We start from the raw sequence: 21,151 nt of genomic DNA on the forward strand, positions 1-21,151 counted from the left end.
TACGAATGAACACCGCAACCGATCCGTCCATGCCGCGCCCCGACCTCAAGGACCAGGAAAACCTCAGCATCTACTGGGACAACCACCTGCGGGACGCCTTCGACGAAGCAGCACCGCATATCTACCCAGGCATGGTCGAAGCAAGCCTGGCCCACGTCCTGATGCTGACCCGGCAGGGCATCCTGCCGCGTGGCCGGGGGGAACTCCTGCTGAAGGGGTTGCTGACCCTGTGGGCAAGGACCGAATCGGGCGAACAGGCTTACGTTTTCGATGGCAGCGTCGAGGATCCGTATTACTTCCTGGAGCAGCAACTCGCCGCCGAGTGCCAGATCCCAACTTCCGAACTCGACGTCCAGCTGGCCAGAAGCCGGAACGATCTCGACGCCGGCGTGTTCCGGATGGTGCTGCGGCGCCAACTGCTGGACCAGGCCGCCCTGGTGGTCCAGGCGGCCAAGGACGCGGCTGTGCAGGCCGCCGCGAACGCGGACAGCCTGATCATAGGGTTCACCCATCGCCGCCCGGCCCAGCCGACGACGATAGGCCACGTCCTCGCCGGTCTCTCCGAAGCGATGCTCAGCCAGGCGAAGGAGATGCTCAGCATCTACGACGAACTGAACGTTTCGCCGCTGGGATCGGCCGCGTTCACCGGCACCGACCTGCCGATCGACCCGCTGATGGTGGGCGAACTGACCGGCTTCGATTCCAGCTTCACCTCCAGCTACGAGGCCGTGGCGGGAGCGGAGCACTTCATGCGGCTGGCCGCGGTCCAGGCCCGCATCACCGCCACTGGCGCCCGCTTCGCCCGGGTGCTGCTTGAGTGGATGACCTTCAAATGGGTGGAAACGCCGACGGCCTACACCCAGGGCTCGTCGATCATGCCGCAGAAGAAGAACCCGGTGGTGCTGGAGCACATGGTGTCCATGGCCGGTGTCACTGCGGCGGACATGGCAGCCACCTACGCGAACATCGGCTCGGCCTGGTATGAGGACTCCAACAACGCCACCACTGATGTGCAAAAGCACCTGTGGCGCGCCGGGGAACGCGTGGTCCGTTTTATGCGGATGATGGACGGGCTGCTGCTGGACCTGAAGGTGCTCCAGTTGCCGGACCACGCGGAAATCGTCGCCTCCGGGGCCACCACCACCGCCGTTGCGGAGGCGCTCGCCGCGCGTGGCATCCCGTGGCGGACGGCCCACGACGTCGTCGGCAGGCTGGTGCGCGCGGACGCGCCGGCGGACTGGACCGCGGACGGGGTCGCGAAGGCCTTCGCGGACGCCGGCATAGACGCCGCAGAGGAGCTGGTGGCCACGACGTTGAGCGCCGGACAGCAGCCGGAACTGATCCTTGCTCGGATGCAGGACGGAAGTCCCGGCAGCGAGGCCGTGCGCCGCAACGCCGCCGAGTCACAGCAGCGCGCAGATGATTTCGGCCGTGACGTCCAGCGCAGACGGAGCCAGATTGACTCGGCCAGGGAACGGCTGATGGCGGCCGCCGCGGACGCCGGAAGAGGCCATCGGTGACTGATGGAATCACCATCATCGGGAACACGAATATCGATGTTGTGGTGGCCGACACCCGGGACCTTCCCGAGCCGGGAACCGAGCGCGTGGTGTCCTCGGTCTCCCTCCGGCTGGGCGGCTCGGCGGGAAACTTCGCTGTCCGATGCGCCGGCCTGGACTTCCCCACCACGCTGGTCAGCCGCGTTGGCGACGACACGTCGGTGATGGTCCTGGAAGCTGAACTCCGGCTGCCGTCGCTCCAGGCGCGGCTGCTTCGGACTGCCGGTGAACCCAGCGGCATCACCATTGCCGTGGAGGCTCCTGGACGCGACCGTGCCTTCATTTCCTCCCTGGGCGCCATGGCGTCGATGACTCCTGACGACATCACGGAAGACATGCTTTCCAGCAGGTACGTCGCCCTGGCCGGCTACTTCCTGTTGCCCGGGATGCGCGGCCCCGCGTCGGCGGAACTGTTCGGACGGGCCGGACTTTCGGGCGCGCGGACGGTGTTGGACACCGGCTGGCCACCGGAGGGATGGACCCCGGCCACGCGGCAGGAAGTGCTCAGCGCCCTTGCCCTGGTGGACATCTTCCTGCCCAACGACGACGAACTGCACGGCCTGATGGATGACGGGAACACCGAGCGGGCCGCCCGCCGGTTGTCCGTGACCACGAATACGCTCGTTGCGGTCAAGATGGGCGCCCGCGGCGCTGGCCTGGCCTCCCCTGACGGGGGATGGTCCGCCCAGCCGGCGGCACGCGTTGACGTGGTCGATTCAACGGGGGCGGGGGACGGGTTCAACGCGGCATTCCTCGTGTCAGCGGCACGCGGCGCAGTCTGGCCGGACGCCCTGGCATCCGGGGTCGGCTACGCCACCGAAATGGTGGCCACCGCACCGGAACGCCGGGCCGCCGTCGTACTTCCAACCGCGACACTGAGCTGAGGGGAAACACAGTGCAAACGGACATCATCAATGGCCGCCCCACCGTCCAGGGGCTTTCCATCATCGACTTCCACCTGCATTTCCGGATGCCCCACGACCCCTTGACCCGCTCCCTGGCCTGCGGCCAGTTCGGGCCGGACGGCGGCGCCGACACCAGAAACGGCTGCGAGGAATACGACGCCGGTCAGGCCGCCCGGTCCGCCGCCGTCGCCCGGACCTCGGCCCAGTGGCGCCGGAGCTGGGACTTTGCCGACCCCGAACCGTTGTCGGCGGATGCCGGCTGGGAGGCGGAAGCGGACCGCTGGACCAGGGAGCTGGCCGACAACGGGATCGAACATGCCGCCTTCGTCACCGCCGGCGGTGACGACGCGATGGTGGACCTGGTTGCCCGCGGCGCCGGAACGTTCCTGGGCCTGGCCGCTATGGCGGACCCGTTCGCGCCGGGAGCTGCCCAGGAGTTCGAAAACGCAGTGGCCCGGGGACTCCGTGGGCTGAAACTGTTCGCGCCCCTTGCTTCGTCGCGGATGGACGATCCGGCGGCATACCCCGTGTGGGACGTCGCGTCCCGCAACAACGTCCCCGTTCTGATCCACTTCGGCCACTGCGGATCGGCGGGCGGCATCGCCCAGAATGCGTACAGCAACCCTGCGAGCCTTGAGCGTGCGGCCAAGAGGTACCCGGAAGTCACGTTTGTGATCCCGCATTTTGGAATCCAGCACGTCCAGGAGGTGCTCTTCCTGATGTGGGCCTGCCCCAACGTGGTGGTGGATACTTCCGGTTCCAACCAGTGGGTCAGGTACATGGCGCATCGGCTGACCCTGGAGGACCTCTTCCGCCGCTTCTACGAAACCATGGGATCCGAACGCATCCTCTTCGGCTCGGACTCGTCGTGGTTCCCGCGCGGTTTCGCGCGGCGGTACCTCGTGGACCAGCTCAGGATCTGCTGGGAAATGGGAATGCCCGCCGCCGGGCTTCAGCAGATCTTCGGCGGAAATGCCGCGCGGCTCCTCAAGCTGGACGGCTGGCGACCCGCCTCAGCCGGGCCCTGATAACGCAAGCGGACGACGGCGGGAGGTCCCGCCGTCGTCCGCTACTCCGGTTGTTCAGTTGTTCAGGCGTCCAGCAATCCGCCGCTGGCCCAGCGGCGCACGGCGAGCTTTTCGGCGGCGTCGAACTCCAACAGCGCCACCCGGCACAGTTCCTCCACGTTCGCGGTCCAAGCTGCGGCCAGGCCTTCCGCCGTCGCCTCGTCGGTGAGCGGGAAATTGACGTAGGCCAGGCCTTGCAGGACAAAACTCACCGCGTTGCGGGAGACCGGCTGGTCCGCGTTTACGCAGTCGTCCCTCACCTGCCGGGACAGTTCGGTGCGGTTGAGTGGATGCTCACGAAGCCTGGCTTCCATGGACTGGAACATCTGGCGGAACTGTGCTGCGGAAAGGGCCGGCACGTCCGTCACCCTGGTGACCTGTTCCTCGATGCCCGGCTGCAGGTCCGCGGGCGCAGGTAGGTCCTCGCCCGAGAAGCGCTTCGCGTCCCAGACCCAGCCACCTTGTGCCGGGGAATATTCGACGCCCTGGCCGATCTGGGACACCCACGTCCCAAACTTTCCCCAGCCGCCCCAGTCCGTCTTCAGGGATGGCTCTGCCGTGAGTGCCCGGTGGGCCACCATCGCGCCGTTTACCGGTCCCGGAGCGGCGCGGACAAACTCAAGGACCTCACGGATGGCGGGCGAGGCGGACTTGGCCTTCGCCTTCGCTGCGGCGGGGACAGTCTGCTGCTTCCCGGCCGCCACCGCACGAACCGGCTCCACCATTGAGCCGTTGAGGATGGCGACGAAGTCGTGGGATTCCACCACATGGTCCGCCATCTCCCGGTACGCGAAGGCCACGGCGCCGGCCGCGATGACTGTGGTCATCCGGTCAGCGGCCCGGAACCGCTGGATCAGGGACGTGAAATCGGCATCGGCCGAGGCGATGAAGAACTCTTCGATGCCAACGTTGCCGGACAGCGCGTCCATGGCGTCAAGCACCAGATTGATGTCCGTGCTGCTCTTGCCCCGCTGCGTCAGCGACGGACAGTCGATCACGCGGAAACCGGCGCGGGTCCAGTATGTCCGGTACTTGGAGTACACCACCGGATTCAGGTAGCAGTTGCGGATCAGGAACCTGCGGGTGTCCTCCCCGGAACCGCCTGTTGACAACGCGTCAGCCCAGTGCTTCGGGTCTTCGGCAAAGCGCTTCGCCGCCAACGGATCCAGTGCCTGCAGGCCGGTGAATACGTTGTCGAAATCAACAAACATCGCAGCTCGGATGCCTGGCCTGCGGGAGGGGGAGAGGGCCTCATTCATTGGCTCAGTTTGGCAGCAACGGCGCGAACTGGCGACACGCCCTGCTGCGCGACGCCAAGAGCTGTTGTCGATGCCCTGTCCATGCCGCATTTATGCGGCGTGCAATTTATCTAACGGAGATTAATATTCCGCTTTGTCGTGCTTTTTCTGGAAACTGGCATTAAAAATATAAGTGTGTATGGTATCGGGTAGACACAAAGAATAGAAAGGTGTGATTCCAATGTCAGGAAAATCGCCCAAGAGCGTCAGCGCCAAAAAAACGGGAAAATCAATTCTCGAAAAAAGAGCTGATAAAAGAGCTAAAAACGAATCCAGCGAAACTCTGTTCGCAAAGCCGCGCAAAAACCAGCGCTAATAAACTCGGGCAGCCGAATGCGAGACTCCTAGCCCCATTCGGCTGCCCGCCACCACTCCCGCCGCCGCTGGGACCGCACGCCATTCGTTTGAGTCACAAGGACAAGACCATGAACACCACCTACAACGCCCTGATCGTCCCGGCGCACCTCACCCAACCGGTGCGCATCGCAACCGTGAACACGGGCATGCCGGCACTGCAGAAACTCGTTGCTGGAAACATTGAATCCATCACCAGCAGGGACTGGCATGTGTACTTGAACGACGAGGGCTACCGCCTGCCCCAGAACGACCGGGCCGAAGTGCTCATCCGCGAAGCAGGCGTCTATCTCGTTGACACCCTCAACGGGACGGCAGTGTTCCTCGGGAATGGAAGCCGCGGAGATGAATCCGATGCACCCGGGCACCTCATCCGGCTTGCCGAGCAGCTTTTCGACTTGCCGCTGGCGGCCTGACTACTCCGGCGTCGCCGACGGGGCCGCAACAGAGGCGGGCTGAGGCTGGGAGGTGGGGCCGCCGTCGTGCGTCACCTCGGTAGCCACAGCCGGTTGGGCGCGACTCCTCGGCGCTGGCAGTGTCAGCACGAACAGGCTGCCGGCGATCATCGCGGCGCCGGCCCAGCCGAGTGCCGGCAGGCGTTCGCCCACTACCACCACTGCGAGGACAGCCGCAACCACTGTCTCGGAGAGGGACAGTGTGGTGGCCGTGCTGGCGCGGATGCGGGCCAGGCCCCAGCCAAACAGAACGTACCCGGCGAACATGGGGACGAGCGCCATGTACGCACCCACCGCAAGGTTCTGCCAGGACGCAACCAAGGGAGCTCCCGTGGCCACAAGTACAGGCATCAGCAGCAGACCGCCGGTCCCGAAGACCGTGCCCATCACCGCCCGTGACGGCACGCCTGTGCTAATGAGGCGGTGCGCGGCCCAGGAGTAGAGAGCGTACGTCAGCCCGGCCATGAGCCCCAGTCCGATGCCCGCAGGTGTGGACCACCCAGTGCCGGATGCAGGAGCTGCATCCGCGTGACCGGCATCGGCGATACACAAGAGCACGGCACCGGTGACACCGAGAACCGCGCCGGCAATCCAACGGCCCGTGAACGGCCGCTTGTCCACGATGCGTTCAATAACCGCGGACGCCAAGGGAGCCGAGCCGATGGACACGACCGTCCCCACCGCCACGCCGGCCAGGTGCATGGACGAGTAGAAGGCGAGGGGATACGTGGCGACGGCCAGCGAACCCAAGGCCACCGAGCGCCAGTGGCTGCGCAGGGCAGCGCCGAACGCCATCATGGGCTGCGCCGCAATCGCCGCCTGCAGCAGGCCGCCGAAGCCCATGGCCGCTGCGCCGATCGCCAGCGGACTCACATCCGGGGCGAACGTGGCCGCCGTCCCGGTGGTGCCCCACAGGACGGACGCTGTGAGCACAAACAGCGCACCCCACGTGGTCCCGCGAAAACCCGGCGTCTTCACAGGGTGCCGATCATAGTGGCCGCGATCCGCCGTGCCTCCAGGACGCAGCGGTGGTCACCCTCAAGGCCGGCGCGGACCATGGATCCTTCGAGGAGGAATGCCAAGTGCTGCGCAAGGGGAGCGGTGTGCCCGGCAGCGTCCGGCAGAAGCTCGGCCAGGTGCTCAGCCAGCAACGCCTCCACCTCTTCCTTGTGCCGCCGGACCACTGCGCGTCCGGGGTCCCCGGCAGGCAGTTCGGCTGCCGCATTGAGCAGCCCGCAGCCGCGGAAGCCATGCTCGTAGGCCAGGTCGGCGTGGTCGGCATAGGCATCGAAGACGGCCAGCACGCGGTCCTGTGGAGTGGCCGCCTTCTCGAGCCGCGCTCGGTAAAGTGCGAGCCATTCCTCGTGGCGGGCGTACAGGTAGGCCGTGACCAGATCGGCCTTTGACGCGAAATTGTTGTAGAGGCTCTTCTTGGCCACGCCGGCCTCGGCCGTGATGGTGTCAATGCCCGTCCCGGTCAGGCCATGGGCATAGAAACGCCTGGCGGCCGCCTCGAGGAGCGCTTCCCGGGCAGGCCTCCGGGAGGGTCGGGTTACCGCTGCAGTCTGCTTCGCCGTCATGGCCGGTCCTCACTCACTGGAACATTAGTAGGTAGACCAGTCTACCTACTAATTCCGGTTACAGGAAAACGTCGAATCCATCCTGACCAAGCCGGGCACGGCACCCAGACGCAAAGCGGACGACGGCGGGAAGTCCCGCCGTCGTCCGCTCACTGCCTGCCCCGGTTACAGAACCTTGCTGAGGAACCCCTGAGTTCTGGCGTTCCGCGGCGAGGAGAAGATCTCATCGGGGGAGCCTTCCTCGACGATCAGTCCCTGGTCCATAAACAGCACCCGGTCGGCCACTTCCCGGGCGAAGCCCATTTCGTGGGTAACCACCACCATGGTCATGCCCTCATTGGCCAGGTCCTTCATGACGGTGAGCACCTCGCCGACAATTTCCGGGTCCAGGGCTGAGGTGGGCTCGTCGAAGAGCATGATCTTTGGATCCATGGCCAGCGCGCGGGCTATGGCCACACGCTGCATCTGACCGCCGGACAGGCTCCCCGGGAAGGCCTCCATCTTTTCGGCCAGACCCACCTTTGCCAGCAGCATTTCGGCTTTGGCGCGGGCTTCGTCCCTGTTGACCTTGGCCACCTTGAGCGGGGCCAGCATAACGTTGTCGATGACCTTCAGGTGCGGGAACAGGTTGAAATGCTGGAAGACCATTCCCGCTTCCTGCCGGACCAGGTTGATGTTCGTTTTCGAATCGTCCAACCGGTGCTTGTTGATCACGATGCTGCCGGACGTGATCGACTCCAGGCCGTTCATGCACCTCAGGAACGTGCTCTTGCCTGAACCCGAGGGGCCGATGACGCACACCACCTCGCGCTCACGGATGTGGCAGTCAACGCCTTTGAGCACATGGTTCGGGCCGAACTTCTTATTCAAATTCTCAACAAAAATCACAGTCATATTCCGATCTAAACGCTCGCGGGCTCGGGAAGTTTGAGGGGGTCCACCTGGATGCCGGTCCGTTTCTCGTACAGGCGCCCCAGCAGGGAGATGCTGTAGCAAATGACGAAGTACATGGCGGCGACCGTCAGGAACGTCATGATGGGGTCACCGGTGAGGTTGGTGACAATGTTGCCCGCGTGCGTCAGCTCCACCAGCCCGGTCACCGTTACCAGGGAGGAATCCTTCACCAGGCCAATGATGAAGCCGACGCCGGGCGGAACCATGATCTTCCTGGCCTGCGGCATGACCACATACCGGAGTTTCGCCCAGTAGTTGAGGCCGAGGGCGTCCGCCGCTTCGCTTTGTCCCCTGGGCACTGCTTCGATGCTGCCCCGCACAATTTCTGCCACATAGGCGGCGGCGAAACAGGTCAGCGCGATGACGGCCGAGGCGAACTTGTCCAGTTCCAGGCCGGGGAACAGCAGCGGGATCCCGAAGAAGATAAAGAAGATGATGACCAGAATCGGGATGCCGCGTACGCAGCTGATGTAGATGGTGCTGATCCACCGGGCGATCCTGCTGGGGGACGTTCTGGCGATGCCGAGGATCAGTCCGAAAATGATGCCGAGAATGCCGGACATGGCGCAGAGCTGAATGGTCAGCCAGGCCCCCTTGGCCAGCGGAATGAGGTCCTGCCAATCAAAGGCCCTAAACACGTGCGCCCACCGCCCACCGGAACAGCGTCGTTTCGGCCCGTTTCGAGGCCAGGGAGAGCAGGGCGGAAACGCAAAGGTAGAGCAGCCCGCCCACTGCGAGCACCTCGATGGTCCGGTACGTGGTGTTGCTGACGCTCATGATCGCGTTGGTCAGTTCAGGAAGCGAGATGATGGATCCAATCGACGAAGCCAGGAACAGCAGAATCAGCTGGTTGGTCAGTGCAGGGAAAACGTTCCGGGTGGCCGGCAGCAGGACGATGTAGCGCACGATCTGGGCGTTCTTCATGCCCAGCGCCTTGCCGGCCTCACGCAGGCCGTGTGGCACCGACTCGAAGCCGGCCCGGTAAATTTCCGCAGTGTATGCCGCGTTGTTGAGGGTCAGACCAATGACGGCGGCCCAGATGGGTTCGAGGTTGATGCCCAGCGCGGGAAGGGCAAAGTAGATCAGGTACAGCTGCACCAGCAGAGGCGTGTTGCGGATGGCCTCGATGTAGCACGTGCAGAAGATGCTGACTGCTTTTCCGGGCCCGACCTTCCCCAGGTACAGGAAGACGCCGAGTGCGCTTCCCGCCACCATGGCCACGAGCGTGATGTACAGAGCTGTCCAGAGCCCCTCAAGCAATAGCGAGCTGAACGGGAGAAGGTCTCCGAAATATAAAGCCATGAGCAATGGGTCCTATCCCTGAACGGCGGTGTGGGTGAATGACTGCCTGTCCTTCACCCACACCGGAGAGTGCGTCCGAATACTGTTAGTGGGCGAGGAAGGGCGGAAGTTCCAGCCCGAACCACTTCTGCAGGGAGGCCTCGTTCTGTCCGGAGATGGTGTAGTTCCGGATGAAGTTGTTGATGTAGTTAACCCACGTCTGGTCGCCCTGCTTGACGCCGATGGAGAACAGCGCCGGCTTGATCGGGTCGCCCTTGAGCACCTGGAATGCGGACGGATCACTCTTCACGAGCCCACCGATGATCGCGTTGTTTTCAATCAGCGCGTCCACCTTGCCGCTCTTGAGGGCCTGGATGGAATCGGCCGTGGTGTTGAAGCCGGCGATCTTGGCGTTCGGGAAGGTGGCCTTGAGGATTTGCTCGCCCACACTTCCGCGGGACGTGGCCACGGATTTCCCGTCCAGATCCGAGTAGCTGGCGATCGGGCTTCCCGCGGGCACCATAAAGACGGTGGAGCTGGCGGCGTACGGCTCGGACATGTCCACCACCTGGGCGCGCGCGTCCGAGGCCGTGAAGGTGGCAATGACGGCGTCCGCCTTGTCGGTCTGCAGCAGCGGGATGCGGCTTTCGTTCGTGGCCGTGACGAACTCAACCTTGGCGCCCAGCGAGGCGCCGAGCGCGTTCGCGACGTCAATGTCGAAGCCCTCGTGCTCACCGGATGACGTCATCACGCCGTATCCCGGAGAGTCGGCACTGACGGCGATCTTGATCGTTTTCGTCTTGAGGATCTGTGTGAGGTGGCTGTCCGCCACGGCTCCTGTTGCGCTTGCAGCGCCGGCCGAGGCGCCGCCGGAGGAGCAGCCTCCCAGCGTGAGGGCCAACGCGATAGCCGGGACAAGAAGCAACTTCGGTGTTGCTTTGAACATGGGTGCTCTCCTGGAGATTGTTGATGCGGATCGGATGCGGGGGTGACGGAGTCCGGGGATCCCGGTCGCTCACCGTCGGGGATCATATAGGAATACGCACTATCATATAGGGGATGTGACACAGGTCAAGCCCCTCCTCAAAACCGCTTGCCTACGCTCGCCGGAAGGGGACCGCGCCTCCCTCCTGAAACGCCAGAGGCGCCGCCGTGCCCCGGTAAATCAGGACACGAGGGCGCCTCGCAGCTTCCTACTCCGACGGGGAGTTACCCCGGCGGGACGCTACTCGCCGGGACGTTACTCGACGGGACGCAGACGCACGGCCTGCATGCCGCCGTCGACCGCCAGTTCAGTTCCCGTCGTCGAACCGGCCAGCGGACTGGCCAGATACGCCACCGCCGCTGCAACCTCCTCCGGCGTCACCAGCCGGCCGTGCGGCTGCCGCGCCTCCAGCGCCGCGCGTTCCGCGACCGGATCATCCGCCTGGCTCAGCAGCCGGTTGATCCAGGGCGTGTCAGCCGTGCCCGGATTGACGCAGTTGACCCGGATGCCTTCACGGACGTGATCGGCCGCCATGCTGAGCGTCAGCGCCCGGATGGCACCCTTGGTGGCCGCGTAGAGTGCGCGGGCGGGCAGCCCGGCCGTGGCGGCGATGGAGGACGTGTTGACGATCGCGGCCGCGGGGGACTGCCGGAGATGGGGCAAGGCGGCACGGCTCACCCGCACCGCGCCGATCACGTTGACGTCCAGAACGCGCTGCCACTCGGCGTCGTCATTGTCCGCAACGGTTCCCTGGGCTCCAATGCCTGCGTTGTTGACCACGACGTCGATCCCCCCGAATTCCCGGGCAACGCGTTCGACGGCGGCACGCACCGAAGCGTCATCGGCCACGTCGCATCGGATCGACAGCGCCGCTTCGGACGCTGCCTCGGGATTCAGATCCAGCACCGCCACCTTCGCCCCGCGCCGGGTCAGATGCGCCGTTGTGGCCGCTCCGATGCCGGAAGCCCCGCCGGTGACGATGGCACGGATGCCTTCAAACTCCATTGCTGGGTCTCCGTTCATGCGATGAATTCATGGCGCTGCCGCCCCAGCCCGTCAATTTCGATTTCCACAACGTCGCCGGCCTTCAGGTACGGGAACCGCCCGGACAGCGCGACGCCCTCGGGGGTGCCCGTGCAGATGAGATCGCCGGGCTCGAGGACCATGTACTGGCTCAGGTTCCAGACGATGGTCTCGACGTCGAAGATCATGTCCGCCGTGGAGGAATCCTGGCGGATTTCGCCGTTGACCCAGCTGCGCAGCCGCAGCTTGCCGGCGTCGATCTCGTCGGGGGTGACCAGGTAGGGACCCGTGGGGCAGAACCCCGGTGAGCTCTTGCCCTTGGACCACTGGCCGCCGGAAACGTTCAGCTGGAAGTCGCGCTCGGAGAGATCGTCCACCACCACAAACCCGCCGATGTGGTCCCGGGCGGCCTCGGGGGAGTCCAGGTAGGAGGCGCGTTTGCCGATGATGATCCCGAGCTCCACCTCCCAATCAGTCTTCGTCGATCCCCGGGGGATGGCCACGGCATCGTCAGGCCCGCCCACCGTATTGGGTGTCTTGAGGAAGATGACCGGATGCTCAGGCGGCTCGGCACCTGATTCCGCTGCGTGGGCAGCGTAGTTCAGGCCAACGCAGACGACGGCGGACGGGCGCACCACCGGGGCGCCGTACCGTACGGCGTCGGAGCTGACGTCCGGCAGCGTGCCTGCGGCCAGTGCGGCGGCGGCAGCCGCGGGGCCACCGTTGGACAGAAAGTCACCGTTGATGGCCGGGGTGATGCTCTGGAGCGAGTAGTGCCGGTCCCCGTGGACCAGGACGGGCTGTTCGGCGCCCGGGGCGCCAATCTGGGCGAACTTCATGAGGCATATTCCTTACTGCTTGATGCGCGGACTTCGCGTTGGGCCTGAAGATAGCCGAACAGCTGCCGCAGGCCAAACGACCATGCCGGCAGCTCCTCCGCTGCCCCGACGACGTTCACGAGGGCGCCGAGGTGGCGGCTGCGAATGGTCACCGTATCGCCCATGTGGTGCGTGAACCCCTGTCCCGGATGGTCCCTGTCCTGGGTCGGCGCGAACAGCGTGCCGGTGAACAGTGCAAAGCCGTCCGGGTACTGGTGGTGCTTCCCAACCGTCGCGGCGACGAGCTCTTCGAACGGACGGCTGATCCGGGACACGGAATTGCGTCCCTCCAGCGAGTAGCCGTCCTCGCCTTCGACGCGGAGCAGGATTTCCTCCTGGCGCAGCGTTTCCAGGGTGAAGCCGTCGTCGAACAACCGGATCAATGGACCTAGGGCGCTGGAGGCGTTGTTGTCCTTCGCCTTCCCCAGCAACAGGGCACTCCGGCCCTCCACGTCGCGGAGGTTCACGTCGTTGCCCAGGGTCGCCCCCACAACTGTGCCGGCCGAGGTGGCAATTAGCACCAGTTCCGGTTCCGGGTTGTTCCAGGAGGAGAACGCAGGGATCCCGACCCCCGCGCCCAGCCCCACCGAGGAGAGAACCGGGGCCTTCGTGAAGACCTCGGGATCCGGCCCGATCCCGACCTCCAGGTACTGCGACCAGAGGCCTTCGGCGATGAGCACCTTCTTGGCTTCGGCAGCCGCGGGGGAGCCGGGTCGGATGGAGCTGATGCTGCCGCCGAGGGCACGGCCCACCAGTTCCCGCATCTCGGCCGCGCGGCTGGCGTCGCCGCCGCAGCGCTCCTCGATGACCCGTTCGATCATGCTGTCCACAAACGTCACGCCGCAGGCCTTGATGACCTGGAGATCCACGGGAGCCAGGAAATGCGGACGGGCCGCGTCCTGCGTCAGCGACGCGTGGATGATCTCGCTGGTCTTCCACCGGGGCAGCGTCATGGCGGCGCGGACGGCGGCCACGAGATCCGGCCGTTCCAGGAGCTCGGAGACGGTTTCGGCCAGATGCTGGAGGTCGAAGACGTCCTGCTCCTGGACGGCGACCACGCGTGGTCCGCCGGTTTCGACGTCCCAGACGCGGCCGATCAGGAGTGCCCGTGCCGCGTCATCCGGGAGTACCGAGGCCCCGCCGAGGTCCAGTGCGGCGCTCATGGCCGGACCTCGGTTCCTGCAGTCTGGACTGCAGTCTGTCCCTGCCGGGTGGGCCGCTGCCACACCCCATCCACTCGCTGCGGAACGCGCCAGGGATTGGCGTCCTGCAGAGGTTCGGGCAGGCGACCTTCCGGGAACGACTGGTAGGCGACAGGCCGGAGGAAGCGCCGGATCGCGGCCGTTCCTACCGAGGTGGTGGCCGATGTTGTGGCGGGGTACGGTCCGCCGTGGTGCTGGGCGTAGCTGACCGTGACCCCCGTGGGCCAGCCGTTCCAGAGGACCCGGCCGCTGATGTCCGTCAGCCGTGCGGCCAGTTCTGACACGTCATCCTCCGGCTCCGCCTGGAGCGTGGTGGTCAGCTGTCCCTCCAGCAGTCCGGTGAGTTCCAGGAGTTCCGATTCGTCGCCGTACTCCACCACCAGGCTGGCGGGCCCGAACATTTCCTGCCGCAGGATTGACGGATCACTGCGGACAGCCGCGGAAGTCGTGTGGAGCACGGTTGGCGCCGGTGCCTCGTCGAAGTCTCCTTCCACAAGAACCTCCACGCCGGTGGTGCCCCGCAAGTCCTGCACGGACTGCCGGTAGCCCTCGTGCAACCGCGGGCTCAGCAGCCGTGCTGCGGCAAAGTCCGCCAGCGCGCCGCTCAGAACCTGCCGGACGCCGTCGGCCTGTCCAGCCGGAACAAACAGCAGCCCCGGCTTGGTGCAGAACTGGCCCATTCCCATCGTGAATGAGGCGGCGTATCCGCTGAGGATTTCGTCGCGCCGCACCGCCCAGGCGTTCTCGGTGACGAACACGGCGTTGATGCCGCCCAGTTCACCGAAGAAGGGAATGGGTTCGGGCCGGGCGGCGGCACGGTTGAACAGTGCCCGGCCGCCCGCCGTCGAACCCGTGAACCCGATGGCCTTCACGGCAGGATGGTCCACCAGGGCCTCCGCGGCAGACCGGCCGGTGACGAGCGAGAACAGCCCGGACGGTGCCCCGGCGGCATCCAGTGCGGCGATGACGGTCTCGGCGGTGCGGAGCGCGAGGTTCCGGTGCCCGTCGTGGGCCTTGTGCACCACGGCGCACCCGGCGGCCAGCGCCGAAGCGCTGTCGCCGCCCATCACGCTGAAGGCGAACGGGAAGTTGGAGGCACCGAAAACGCCCACAACGCCGATGGGCACGTTGAGCCGGCGCAGGTCCGGCCGCGGGCCCATGCCCCAGTCCGCGTCCACGTGATCGATGGTGGCGTCGAAGTGCTCACCGTCGCGGACTTCCGTGGCGAAGAGCCTGAGCTGGAAGACCGTGCGCTTGAGTTCGCCCCGGAGCCGCGGCTCGCCCAGATGGGTTTCCTGGGCAGCGATCTCCACCAGCGCATCGGCGTCGTTCTCCAGTGCGGCGGCTATCGCCTCCAGCCAGGCTGCGCGGGTGCCGGGGTCCGCGGCACGGCCCTTTTCGAACGCGGCGTGGGCGGCGTCGACACTCGCGTTGAGGTCATGGACCGTGGTTGTCATCGGAGCGCACCGGCTCCGGTCACGGAGGCGCCCGTCACCGCGGCGCGGTCGCCCACTTCGAGCCATCCGGCACCGGCGGGGAACTCCCAGCGGGCCCGCGATGCGCTGAGCATTTCGGCCCCGGTGCCCGGGAGTTCCGGGGCGGCGTAGCGGCCGTTGACGATGCGGACCGGCTCGGCGAAGTGCTCGTGCAGGTGGTCAACGTACTCGATCATCCGGCCGTCCTGGCTGCCTGTGATGGCTGCGTAGTCGAAGAACGAGAAGTGCTGGACGAGTTCGCACAGCCCCACGCCGCCGGCGTGCGGGCAGACCGGTACGTTGAAGCGGGCAGCGAGCAGGAGGTTGGCGATGTTCTCGTTGACGCCTCCCACGCGGGTGGAGTCCAGCTGGAGGACGTCGATGGAACCGGCCTGGAGCAGCTGCTTGAACACGATGCGGCTGGCGACGGCCTCGCCCGTGGCCACACGGACAGGGGCAACGCCCTTCCGGATCTCCGCGTGGCCCAGGATGTCGTCCGTGCTGGTGGGTTCTTCGATCCAGTACGGGTTGAACTCGGAGAGCTGGTTGACCCACTCGATGGCCTCGGAGACTTCCCACCGCTGGTTGGCGTCGATGGCGATCGGGAGGTCGCCCACGGCCTTTCGGGCCAGGGCCATGCGGCGGCGGTCGTCATTGATGTCGCCGCCCACCTTCAGCTTGATCATGGAGAAGCCGTCCGCGGCGGCTTCCTTGCTCAGGCGGACGAGCTTCTCGTCGCTGTAGCCCAGCCAGCCCGGCGAGGTGGTGTAGGCGGGGTAGCCGTCCACCTTCAGGGCGGCGATCCGGGCGGCCTTGCCGTCTTCGCCGGCGCGCAGGATGTCCAGCGCCTGCTGGGGGCTCAGCGCGTCGCGGATGTGGGTGAAATCAACGACGTCGACGATTTCTTCGGCGGGCATCTCGCTGAGCAGGAGCCACAGCGGCTTGTTCTCGCGCCGTGCGCGGATGTCCCAGAGTGCGCTGACAAGGGCGCCGGCCGCCATCTGCGTGACGCCCTTCTCGGGGCCGAGCCAGCGCAGCTGGGAATCGTGGATGAGCCGCTTCGACGCGCCACCGAGGTCGTAGATCAGTTCATCGATGTCCCGGCCGAGGAGCAGGCCGGCGTAGGCGTCAATGGCGTGCGTGAGGATTTCGTTGCCGCGGCCGCAGGTGAAAACAAAGCCGTGGCCTTCGTCGCCCGCGTCGGTGCGGATGACGACGTACGCGGCGGAGTAGTCCGGGTCAACGTTGACCGCGTCGGAACCGTCGAGCTCCAGGGACGTGGGGAACCGCACGTCCTGGGTGTGGATGGAAATGATGGAGGTCATGGGTTTCTTCTCTCTCTGGTCAATTCACTTCGTTGGACACGATTCCTATATGAATTCTCACAATCATATAGGAACGGTGATTCAGATCAAGTGCCGGAGAAAAAAGAAGCCCCGGCCAGCAGGCCGGGGCTTCGATTTCAGGTGACGATATGCCTTCTTGGCGGCCCGTCGCTCTCCAGTGGTGAGAGGTCCGCCGTGCCTTCGAAGGCCTTGGCGAACCGGGCGAAGGAATTCCTGATGTGCTCGGCCATGGCCTCCTCGGCGCGGTCGGGCAGGCAGGATGCGATGGCCTCCCGTACGGTGGCGTGCTCGGCGATGGTGATGGCGCCGTCGATGTCTGCCGGGTAGAGGCGGAAGGTGTGCAGGTGGCAGTGGGTCTGGGCGAAGGCGTGCTGGACTACCGGGTTCCCCGCTGCCAGCAGGATGGTGTCATGGAAGCGGGTGTCATGGGCCACGAGGTCCTGCCGGGCGTCGCCGCTGGTGGTCTTCATGGAGTTGCGGATGGTAGACAGTTCCTTCTCCAGGGCCGCGGCTGGGTTGGCGAGGCGGTCCACGGCCGCGGACCGCGCGGCCCACGGTTCCACCAGCAGCCGGAACTCAAAGAGCGATCGCAGCGCGGGCAGGTCCAGCAGGGGTGTGGTGCTGTATCCTCGGCCGGGGCTGTAGACCACCAAGTTGTCACCCTCCAGCCGTTGCAGAACTTCGCGGACCGGCGTCTGTGAGACGCCCAGGCTGCGGGAGACCGCATCAATATTGATCCGTGCGCCGGGTGCAATTTCGCCCTTGAGGATGGAGGCCCGCATGGCGGCGTAGACGTCACTGACGGCCGCCTTGCCTTTGGATGCATCGGATGATTGACGTGTGGGCACGCGGTTACCTCTTTGTGCTGGTTGGTGGAGTCGCTTTGGGAATCATATTCCACGGGTGGGTGCGGCCGGGGTGGGGCGTTTTCGTCCAAAAGTTGCTCTGGATCACATTAACTATATGATTATTTCGATTCCTACATGATCTTGCGCCGGAATCCTCGGCGTCTTCCCCGGTGTCCAGGCACCCGAAAGCCACGTTTACGTCAAAGGAGACGGTATGACTGTCCAAGACAGCAGGCTCGCCCCCAACTCTTCCCCCGATCTTTCGTCCAAGGCTCCCCGCACCATGACCCGCAAGCGCTGGGTGATCATCTGGCTCGCGTTCGTCGGGCTCAGCATTAACTACCTTGACCGCTCCAGCCTCAGCGTGGCCCTGCCGTTTATGGGTAAGGATTTTGAGCTCTCAGCAACCCAGCAGGGTCTCATTTTCGCCGCCTTCTTCTGGGCGTATGACTTCTGCCAGCTGGCTGCCGGGTGGTACGTGGACAAGGTTGGGCCGCGGAAGTCCTTCACCCTGGCAGCGGTTTGGTGGTCCGTGTTCACCATGGTCACCGCCTTTGCGCAGAATTTCTGGTCGCTGTTCGCCGCGCGGTTCCTGCTCGGTGTCGGTGAAAGTCCGGCCCCCAGCACCGCCGCCAAGGTGGTGGCCACCTGGTTCCCGGTCCGCGAACGGGCCTTTGCCACCAGCATCTGGGATTCAGGCTCCCGCGTAGGTGCGGTCATCGCTCTGCCGATCGTCACGTTGATCGTCGCTTTCACGTCCTGGCATGCGGTCTTCATCATCATTGGTGTGGCCGGCCTGATCTGGGCTGTTGTGTGGTGGAAGATGTACCGGAGCCCCGAGGACCACCCGACGGCCAATGACGAGGAGCGGGCCTACATCCGGGAAGGCGGCGCCCGGAGCGCAGCGAACGACGACGCCGACGCAGCGAAGCTTCCCTGGCGCTCACTCTTCAAGTACCGCACCATCCTCAGCATGATGTTCGGCTTCTTCTGCCTGAACAGCGCCATCTATTTCTTCATCACCTTCTTCCCGAGCTACCTCGTGAAGGAACGCGGCTTCGACCTGCTCAAGCTCGGCCTCTTCGGTGCCATCCCGGGCATCTGCGCGGTGGCCTTCGGCTGGCTGGCGGGCTACGTTGCCGACCGGGCCGTCCAGCGCGGGGTCTCGGTCACACGGGTCCGGAAGACCGCCATCGCCGGCGGTCTGATCGGCGGTTCGGTCATCATGTTCGCCGCCGTTGTCCCGGAGGCATGGATGGCACTTGCCCTCCTGTCGGTGGCATACTCCAGCCTCACCGTCGCCGCCACCGGCATCTGGTCGCTCCCCGCGGACGTTGCCCCGAGCTCCCGCCACGTCGGATCCATCGGCGGGCTCCAGAACTTCGCCTCCAACCTGGCAGGCATCTTCACCCCGGTCCTGATCGGTGTCCTGGTGGACCAGACGGGATCCTACGTAGCGCCGCTCGCGGTCATCGGATTGGTTTCGCTGGCCGGAGCGGCGAACTACCTGTTCGTCCTCGGCAAGGTGGAGCCCCTGAAGGTTCCCGCCTCCGCCGCGGCGTAGGAGAGCGGCACCGACGCAGAGCGGACGACGGCGGGAGGTCCCGCCGTCGTCCGCTTCTGCTGTTTAACGAAGCTTCGCCGTGCCCCTTAGTTGCTTGAGGGTGACGCGCTCAGGTAGCTCTTGACGCTGGCGCGCAGGGCCTCGGTGTGCTCGTAGATCTCTTCGAGGGAGGAAATCGGGACGCGGGTTTCTTCCCTGTTGTCGTCGAAGATCCCGATGTACTTCTGCGTCCGGTTGAAGTGCAGGCGCGCGATCGGTTTGCGGTTGTTGTCGTCCAGCAGCACCGCGAAGTAGGACTTGGCATCGCGCTGGACTACGCGGGCCGGCTTGACCTCGCTGCAGACGATGGCGCGGACAATCTGGTAGCCCTCGATCTCCTCAAGGGTGGTCTCGAGGGCTTCGGCGTCGGCCAGGTCGGCTTCGGCCACCGGCGCGCTGGTGACACTTGCGGCCGCGACCTCAGTCTGTGGGAAGCCAGGGGCGCCGAGGGCTTTCTTCAGACGCTCGTTGACCTGGTCGTTAAGGAACTGCTTGGACGCTTTGGTCACCAGCGCCGTGAACTGCTCACGCACTTTCTGTGTATACGCGCCGGGATAGACGCGGCCAGTGAGGAACTTGATCCATTCATCCTCCGGTTCCTTGAACTGCGCTGCCAGGGTCCGCTTCAACTCGCCGATGTACTTCAGTTCACCGGCGGCGTTGATGATCGAATCAAGGTCAAAGACGTCCTTGGACAGCTTCTGCAGCTCAGGGATCAAGGACTCATCGATGTCCGTGAGGTCCAGGACCAGGAACGGCTTCGCGTCCATCCGGTTCGGAGCATCGAGGTCCGTGAAGAACTGGTACACCTCGCCATTGGTGAGGATCGCTATGCGCGCGTTAGTCACGGCGAAATAGCGGAAAAGCTGCGACGCGTGCTCGATTTTCACCGGCTCCGTGGACTTCTTGCACTCGATGAGGATCTGGACTTCGCCGTCCTTGACGATCGCGTAGTCGATCTTCTCGCCCTTTTTCAGGCCGACATCCGCGATGAATTCCGGCACGACCTCCATCGGATTAAAGACGTCGTAGCCAAGGATTGTTGAAATGAAGGGCATCACAAACGCATTCTTTGTTGCCTCTTCGGTCTGGATTACCTCTCGCTGCTGGCGCACCTTTGCTGCCAAAGCCGAGAGCTTTTCTGCAAACTCCATTTTTCCCCCTTGAAAAATTGATGGTGATGCTTACCGTAGCGCAGCGACGAGCGAAGTTGATGAAACAACAAAAAGTATTTGAGGTCGTCGTAAATTCGCCCACGTAGCTGTTGGAAGAGTCACCGCCGGCGAGTCCCGGAGGCTGATGCTGGGGGTGGAGAATGATTCTATGAGGATCGAGCTGCTCCACATCGACGAGTGCCCCAACCTTGCTAAGGCGCAGGAGCGACTGGAATCAGCCCTGACCGCCTTGGGACACAGCGATATCCCAGTGACCATACGACTCCTGGAGTCCGCGCCGGATACGGCGGGCACGGGATTCGCGGGTTCCCCCACGATCACCCTCAATGGGTCCGACATTTTTCCGACCGGTGCCACTGCAGACGACCTGGCCTGCCGGATATACGCGACTCCAAGCGGGCTGGCGGGCCTTCCGACGATCAGCCAAATAACCGAAGCGCTCAAAAACAATGGACTCTGAAGGGACCTGCAGATGCTCCTGCTGCGGCAGGGTGATGAGTCGCAAGAAGCTTCATGCGATCGGCACCGAACCCGCCTACATTTGCCGGCGCTGCGGTTTATGGGTTGCCCTCCGGCTTCGGCCAGACAACCCAGAACGCATTGGCTGACTTGCCGATTAAGAGCTATGTGCGGTTAGGTCAGGTCCTCCACGCCGGCAGCCCCGTCGGCGGCAGCAGCTGTTGAGATCCCGCTCAGCGTGCCAATGTAATCCAGCGTTTTGGGACTTACATGCCGCACGAGCGCAAGGGCTGCCCGAAGAGCGGCACCCTTGGCGTGGTCCTCGAGCGTGCCGCGGAGTTCCGCTACCGTTTCGATGCCCTCGCGCTCGAACACTTGCGTGATGTCCTCTATCTGGGCCAGGCGGCCGGGCGATGGCCAGTCGATGACTTCCGAGAGGTTCCCCGTATCTAGGTGCTGGCGGAATCCACTGGTTGTAGCGGCATCCGGCCATTCCGCGACGAGGGCTTCGACGCGCGGCTTGACGGTTTCGTTGTAGTTCTGGCGGCGCTGGAGCGTGGCATCCACAATGATGGCCCCGATGTGGTCCCAGCCGCGGCTGACTTCAGTTGAGGCGTCTGGGCCGGGTGGGTCCATTGGCGCCGGAGTGTTGGCAGCATCATTATCGGTAGTCATACCTGAATACTTCCACGTGCCGCGGGACG

Annotated in this window: 22 protein-coding genes; 7 read left to right on the forward strand and 15 right to left on the reverse strand. The window is 64.9% G+C overall.

Annotation, left to right across the window (positions count from 1 at the left end; all coding sequences use genetic code 11):
* The first annotated feature begins 5 nt into the window (after nucleotides 1–5).
* From AU252_RS13350 to AU252_RS13360, 3 genes are read left to right on the forward strand one after another with little or no spacing between them, the layout of a single operon-like run.
* Nucleotides 6–1,520 carry a lyase family protein gene (locus tag AU252_RS13350; protein ID WP_205630574.1) on the forward strand — a complete coding sequence of 505 codons (1,515 nt, stop codon included), beginning with the start codon at nucleotides 6–8 and terminating at the stop codon, nucleotides 1,518–1,520.
* The gene (locus AU252_RS13355) at nucleotides 1,517–2,443 is read left to right on the forward strand and encodes a carbohydrate kinase family protein (RefSeq protein WP_058931148.1); all 927 of its coding nucleotides are present in this window, start codon (nucleotides 1,517–1,519) and stop codon (nucleotides 2,441–2,443) included. The genes AU252_RS13350 and AU252_RS13355 overlap by 4 nt, the downstream gene beginning before the upstream one ends.
* 11 nt (nucleotides 2,444–2,454) lie before the next feature.
* Nucleotides 2,455–3,492, forward strand: a complete 1,038-nt coding sequence (locus tag AU252_RS13360) for an amidohydrolase family protein (RefSeq protein ID WP_205630575.1) — start codon at nucleotides 2,455–2,457, stop codon at nucleotides 3,490–3,492.
* Nucleotides 3,493–3,554: 62 nt separating this feature from the next.
* Here the strand turns inward: AU252_RS13360 and AU252_RS13365 are convergent, their stop codons facing one another.
* Complete coding sequence (locus AU252_RS13365) at nucleotides 3,555–4,790, reverse strand: NYN domain-containing protein (RefSeq protein WP_058931149.1); 1,236 nt, start codon at nucleotides 4,788–4,790, stop codon at nucleotides 3,555–3,557.
* A 220-nt stretch (nucleotides 4,791–5,010) separates the two neighbouring features.
* Between AU252_RS13365 and AU252_RS24805 the strand changes: the two genes are divergently transcribed.
* On the forward strand, nucleotides 5,011–5,145 hold the full coding sequence (locus AU252_RS24805; RefSeq protein WP_276203715.1) for a hypothetical protein: 135 nt from the start codon (nucleotides 5,011–5,013) through the stop codon (nucleotides 5,143–5,145).
* A 109-nt stretch (nucleotides 5,146–5,254) separates the two neighbouring features.
* A complete protein-coding gene (locus tag AU252_RS13370) occupies nucleotides 5,255–5,599 on the forward strand; it encodes a DUF3846 domain-containing protein (protein WP_058931150.1) in 345 nt (114 codons plus the stop codon).
* On the opposite strand, the gene AU252_RS13375 is transcribed toward AU252_RS13370, so the two are convergent.
* The 12 genes from AU252_RS13375 to AU252_RS13430 all read right to left on the reverse strand — a co-directional run bounded on the left by AU252_RS13375 (nucleotide 5,600) and on the right by AU252_RS13430 (nucleotide 17,210).
* Nucleotides 5,600–6,616, reverse strand: a complete 1,017-nt coding sequence (locus AU252_RS13375) for a DMT family transporter (RefSeq protein ID WP_240484177.1) — start codon at nucleotides 6,614–6,616, stop codon at nucleotides 5,600–5,602.
* Complete coding sequence (locus AU252_RS13380) at nucleotides 6,613–7,218, reverse strand: TetR/AcrR family transcriptional regulator (protein WP_058931151.1); 606 nt, start codon at nucleotides 7,216–7,218, stop codon at nucleotides 6,613–6,615. Before AU252_RS13380 ends, AU252_RS13375 begins: the two co-directional genes overlap by 4 nt.
* Nucleotides 7,219–7,383: 165 nt before the next feature.
* Complete coding sequence (locus tag AU252_RS13385) at nucleotides 7,384–8,112, reverse strand: amino acid ABC transporter ATP-binding protein (protein ID WP_276203716.1); 729 nt, start codon at nucleotides 8,110–8,112, stop codon at nucleotides 7,384–7,386.
* Between the two features lie 8 nt (nucleotides 8,113–8,120).
* Entirely contained in the window at nucleotides 8,121–8,810 is a 690-nt protein-coding gene (locus tag AU252_RS13390; protein WP_058931152.1) for an amino acid ABC transporter permease, read from the reverse strand.
* Nucleotides 8,803–9,474, reverse strand: a complete 672-nt coding sequence (locus AU252_RS13395; RefSeq protein WP_058931153.1) for an amino acid ABC transporter permease — start codon at nucleotides 9,472–9,474, stop codon at nucleotides 8,803–8,805. The genes AU252_RS13390 and AU252_RS13395 overlap by 8 nt, the downstream gene beginning before the upstream one ends.
* 85 nt (nucleotides 9,475–9,559) lie before the next feature.
* Nucleotides 9,560–10,399: a transporter substrate-binding domain-containing protein gene (locus AU252_RS13400; RefSeq protein WP_058931154.1), complete on the reverse strand. Its 840-nt coding sequence runs from the start codon at nucleotides 10,397–10,399 to the stop codon at nucleotides 9,560–9,562.
* Between the two features lie 294 nt (nucleotides 10,400–10,693).
* Nucleotides 10,694–11,443, reverse strand: a complete 750-nt coding sequence (locus tag AU252_RS13405) for an SDR family NAD(P)-dependent oxidoreductase (protein WP_058931155.1) — start codon at nucleotides 11,441–11,443, stop codon at nucleotides 10,694–10,696.
* A 14-nt stretch (nucleotides 11,444–11,457) separates the two neighbouring features.
* A complete protein-coding gene (locus AU252_RS13410) occupies nucleotides 11,458–12,300 on the reverse strand; it encodes a fumarylacetoacetate hydrolase family protein (RefSeq protein WP_058931156.1) in 843 nt (280 codons plus the stop codon).
* Nucleotides 12,297–13,502 carry a fumarylacetoacetate hydrolase family protein gene (locus tag AU252_RS13415; RefSeq protein WP_058931157.1) on the reverse strand — a complete coding sequence of 402 codons (1,206 nt, stop codon included), beginning with the start codon at nucleotides 13,500–13,502 and terminating at the stop codon, nucleotides 12,297–12,299. Before AU252_RS13415 ends, AU252_RS13410 begins: the two co-directional genes overlap by 4 nt.
* Entirely contained in the window at nucleotides 13,499–14,998 is a 1,500-nt protein-coding gene (locus tag AU252_RS13420) for an aldehyde dehydrogenase (NADP(+)) (protein ID WP_058931158.1), read from the reverse strand. Before AU252_RS13420 ends, AU252_RS13415 begins: the two co-directional genes overlap by 4 nt.
* Nucleotides 14,995–16,341, reverse strand: coding sequence for an enolase C-terminal domain-like protein (locus AU252_RS13425; protein ID WP_058931159.1), 1,347 nt, complete (start codon nucleotides 16,339–16,341; stop codon nucleotides 14,995–14,997). Before AU252_RS13425 ends, AU252_RS13420 begins: the two co-directional genes overlap by 4 nt.
* 137 nt (nucleotides 16,342–16,478) lie before the next feature.
* A complete protein-coding gene (locus AU252_RS13430; RefSeq protein ID WP_058931160.1) occupies nucleotides 16,479–17,210 on the reverse strand; it encodes a GntR family transcriptional regulator in 732 nt (243 codons plus the stop codon).
* A 214-nt stretch (nucleotides 17,211–17,424) separates the two neighbouring features.
* Here AU252_RS13430 and AU252_RS13435 point away from each other — a divergent pair, with 214 nt between their 5' ends.
* Nucleotides 17,425–18,774 carry an MFS transporter gene (locus AU252_RS13435; RefSeq protein WP_058931161.1) on the forward strand — a complete coding sequence of 450 codons (1,350 nt, stop codon included), beginning with the start codon at nucleotides 17,425–17,427 and terminating at the stop codon, nucleotides 18,772–18,774.
* Nucleotides 18,775–18,860: 86 nt separating this feature from the next.
* On the opposite strand, the gene AU252_RS13440 is transcribed toward AU252_RS13435, so the two are convergent.
* Complete coding sequence (locus AU252_RS13440) at nucleotides 18,861–19,967, reverse strand: type I restriction endonuclease (protein ID WP_058931162.1); 1,107 nt, start codon at nucleotides 19,965–19,967, stop codon at nucleotides 18,861–18,863.
* Nucleotides 19,968–20,136: 169 nt separating this feature from the next.
* Here AU252_RS13440 and AU252_RS13445 point away from each other — a divergent pair, with 169 nt between their 5' ends.
* The gene (locus AU252_RS13445) at nucleotides 20,137–20,448 is read left to right on the forward strand and encodes a hypothetical protein (RefSeq protein WP_058932934.1); all 312 of its coding nucleotides are present in this window, start codon (nucleotides 20,137–20,139) and stop codon (nucleotides 20,446–20,448) included.
* A gap of 173 nt (nucleotides 20,449–20,621) precedes the next feature.
* Here AU252_RS13445 and AU252_RS13450 read toward each other — a convergent pair whose 3' ends face one another.
* A complete protein-coding gene (locus AU252_RS13450; RefSeq protein WP_058931163.1) occupies nucleotides 20,622–21,122 on the reverse strand; it encodes a hypothetical protein in 501 nt (166 codons plus the stop codon).
* Nucleotides 21,123–21,151: the final 29 nt, after the last annotated feature.

This window comes from Pseudarthrobacter sulfonivorans (assembly GCF_001484605.1).
Taxonomy (GTDB): domain Bacteria; phylum Actinomycetota; class Actinomycetes; order Actinomycetales; family Micrococcaceae; genus Arthrobacter; species Arthrobacter sulfonivorans_A.

Bases quoted from the DNA above. Each gene is read 5' to 3' on its own strand.
- AU252_RS13425 (WP_058931159.1), bottom strand. From the start codon at position 16,341: ATGACCTCCATCATTTCCATCCACACCCAGGACGTGCGGTTCCCCACG.
- AU252_RS13445 (WP_058932934.1), top strand. From the start codon at position 20,137: ATGAGGATCGAGCTGCTCCACATCGACGAGTGCCCCAACCTTGCTAAG.
- AU252_RS13385 (WP_276203716.1), bottom strand. From the start codon at position 8,112: ATGACTGTGATTTTTGTTGAGAATTTGAATAAGAAGTTCGGCCCGAAC.
- AU252_RS13400 (WP_058931154.1), bottom strand. From the start codon at position 10,399: ATGTTCAAAGCAACACCGAAGTTGCTTCTTGTCCCGGCTATCGCGTTG.
- AU252_RS13420 (WP_058931158.1), bottom strand. From the start codon at position 14,998: ATGACAACCACGGTCCATGACCTCAACGCGAGTGTCGACGCCGCCCAC.
- AU252_RS13395 (WP_058931153.1), bottom strand. From the start codon at position 9,474: ATGGCTTTATATTTCGGAGACCTTCTCCCGTTCAGCTCGCTATTGCTT.
- AU252_RS13440 (WP_058931162.1), bottom strand. From the start codon at position 19,967: ATGGAGTTTGCAGAAAAGCTCTCGGCTTTGGCAGCAAAGGTGCGCCAG.
- AU252_RS13350 (WP_205630574.1), top strand. From the start codon at position 6: ATGAACACCGCAACCGATCCGTCCATGCCGCGCCCCGACCTCAAGGAC.
- AU252_RS13365 (WP_058931149.1), bottom strand. From the start codon at position 4,790: ATGAATGAGGCCCTCTCCCCCTCCCGCAGGCCAGGCATCCGAGCTGCG.
- AU252_RS13435 (WP_058931161.1), top strand. From the start codon at position 17,425: ATGACTGTCCAAGACAGCAGGCTCGCCCCCAACTCTTCCCCCGATCTT.
- AU252_RS13405 (WP_058931155.1), bottom strand. From the start codon at position 11,443: ATGGAGTTTGAAGGCATCCGTGCCATCGTCACCGGCGGGGCTTCCGGC.
- AU252_RS13370 (WP_058931150.1), top strand. From the start codon at position 5,255: ATGAACACCACCTACAACGCCCTGATCGTCCCGGCGCACCTCACCCAA.
- AU252_RS24805 (WP_276203715.1), top strand. From the start codon at position 5,011: ATGTCAGGAAAATCGCCCAAGAGCGTCAGCGCCAAAAAAACGGGAAAA.
- AU252_RS13415 (WP_058931157.1), bottom strand. From the start codon at position 13,502: ATGAGCGCCGCACTGGACCTCGGCGGGGCCTCGGTACTCCCGGATGAC.
- AU252_RS13410 (WP_058931156.1), bottom strand. From the start codon at position 12,300: ATGAAGTTCGCCCAGATTGGCGCCCCGGGCGCCGAACAGCCCGTCCTG.
- AU252_RS13450 (WP_058931163.1), bottom strand. From the start codon at position 21,122: ATGACTACCGATAATGATGCTGCCAACACTCCGGCGCCAATGGACCCA.
- AU252_RS13380 (WP_058931151.1), bottom strand. From the start codon at position 7,218: ATGACGGCGAAGCAGACTGCAGCGGTAACCCGACCCTCCCGGAGGCCT.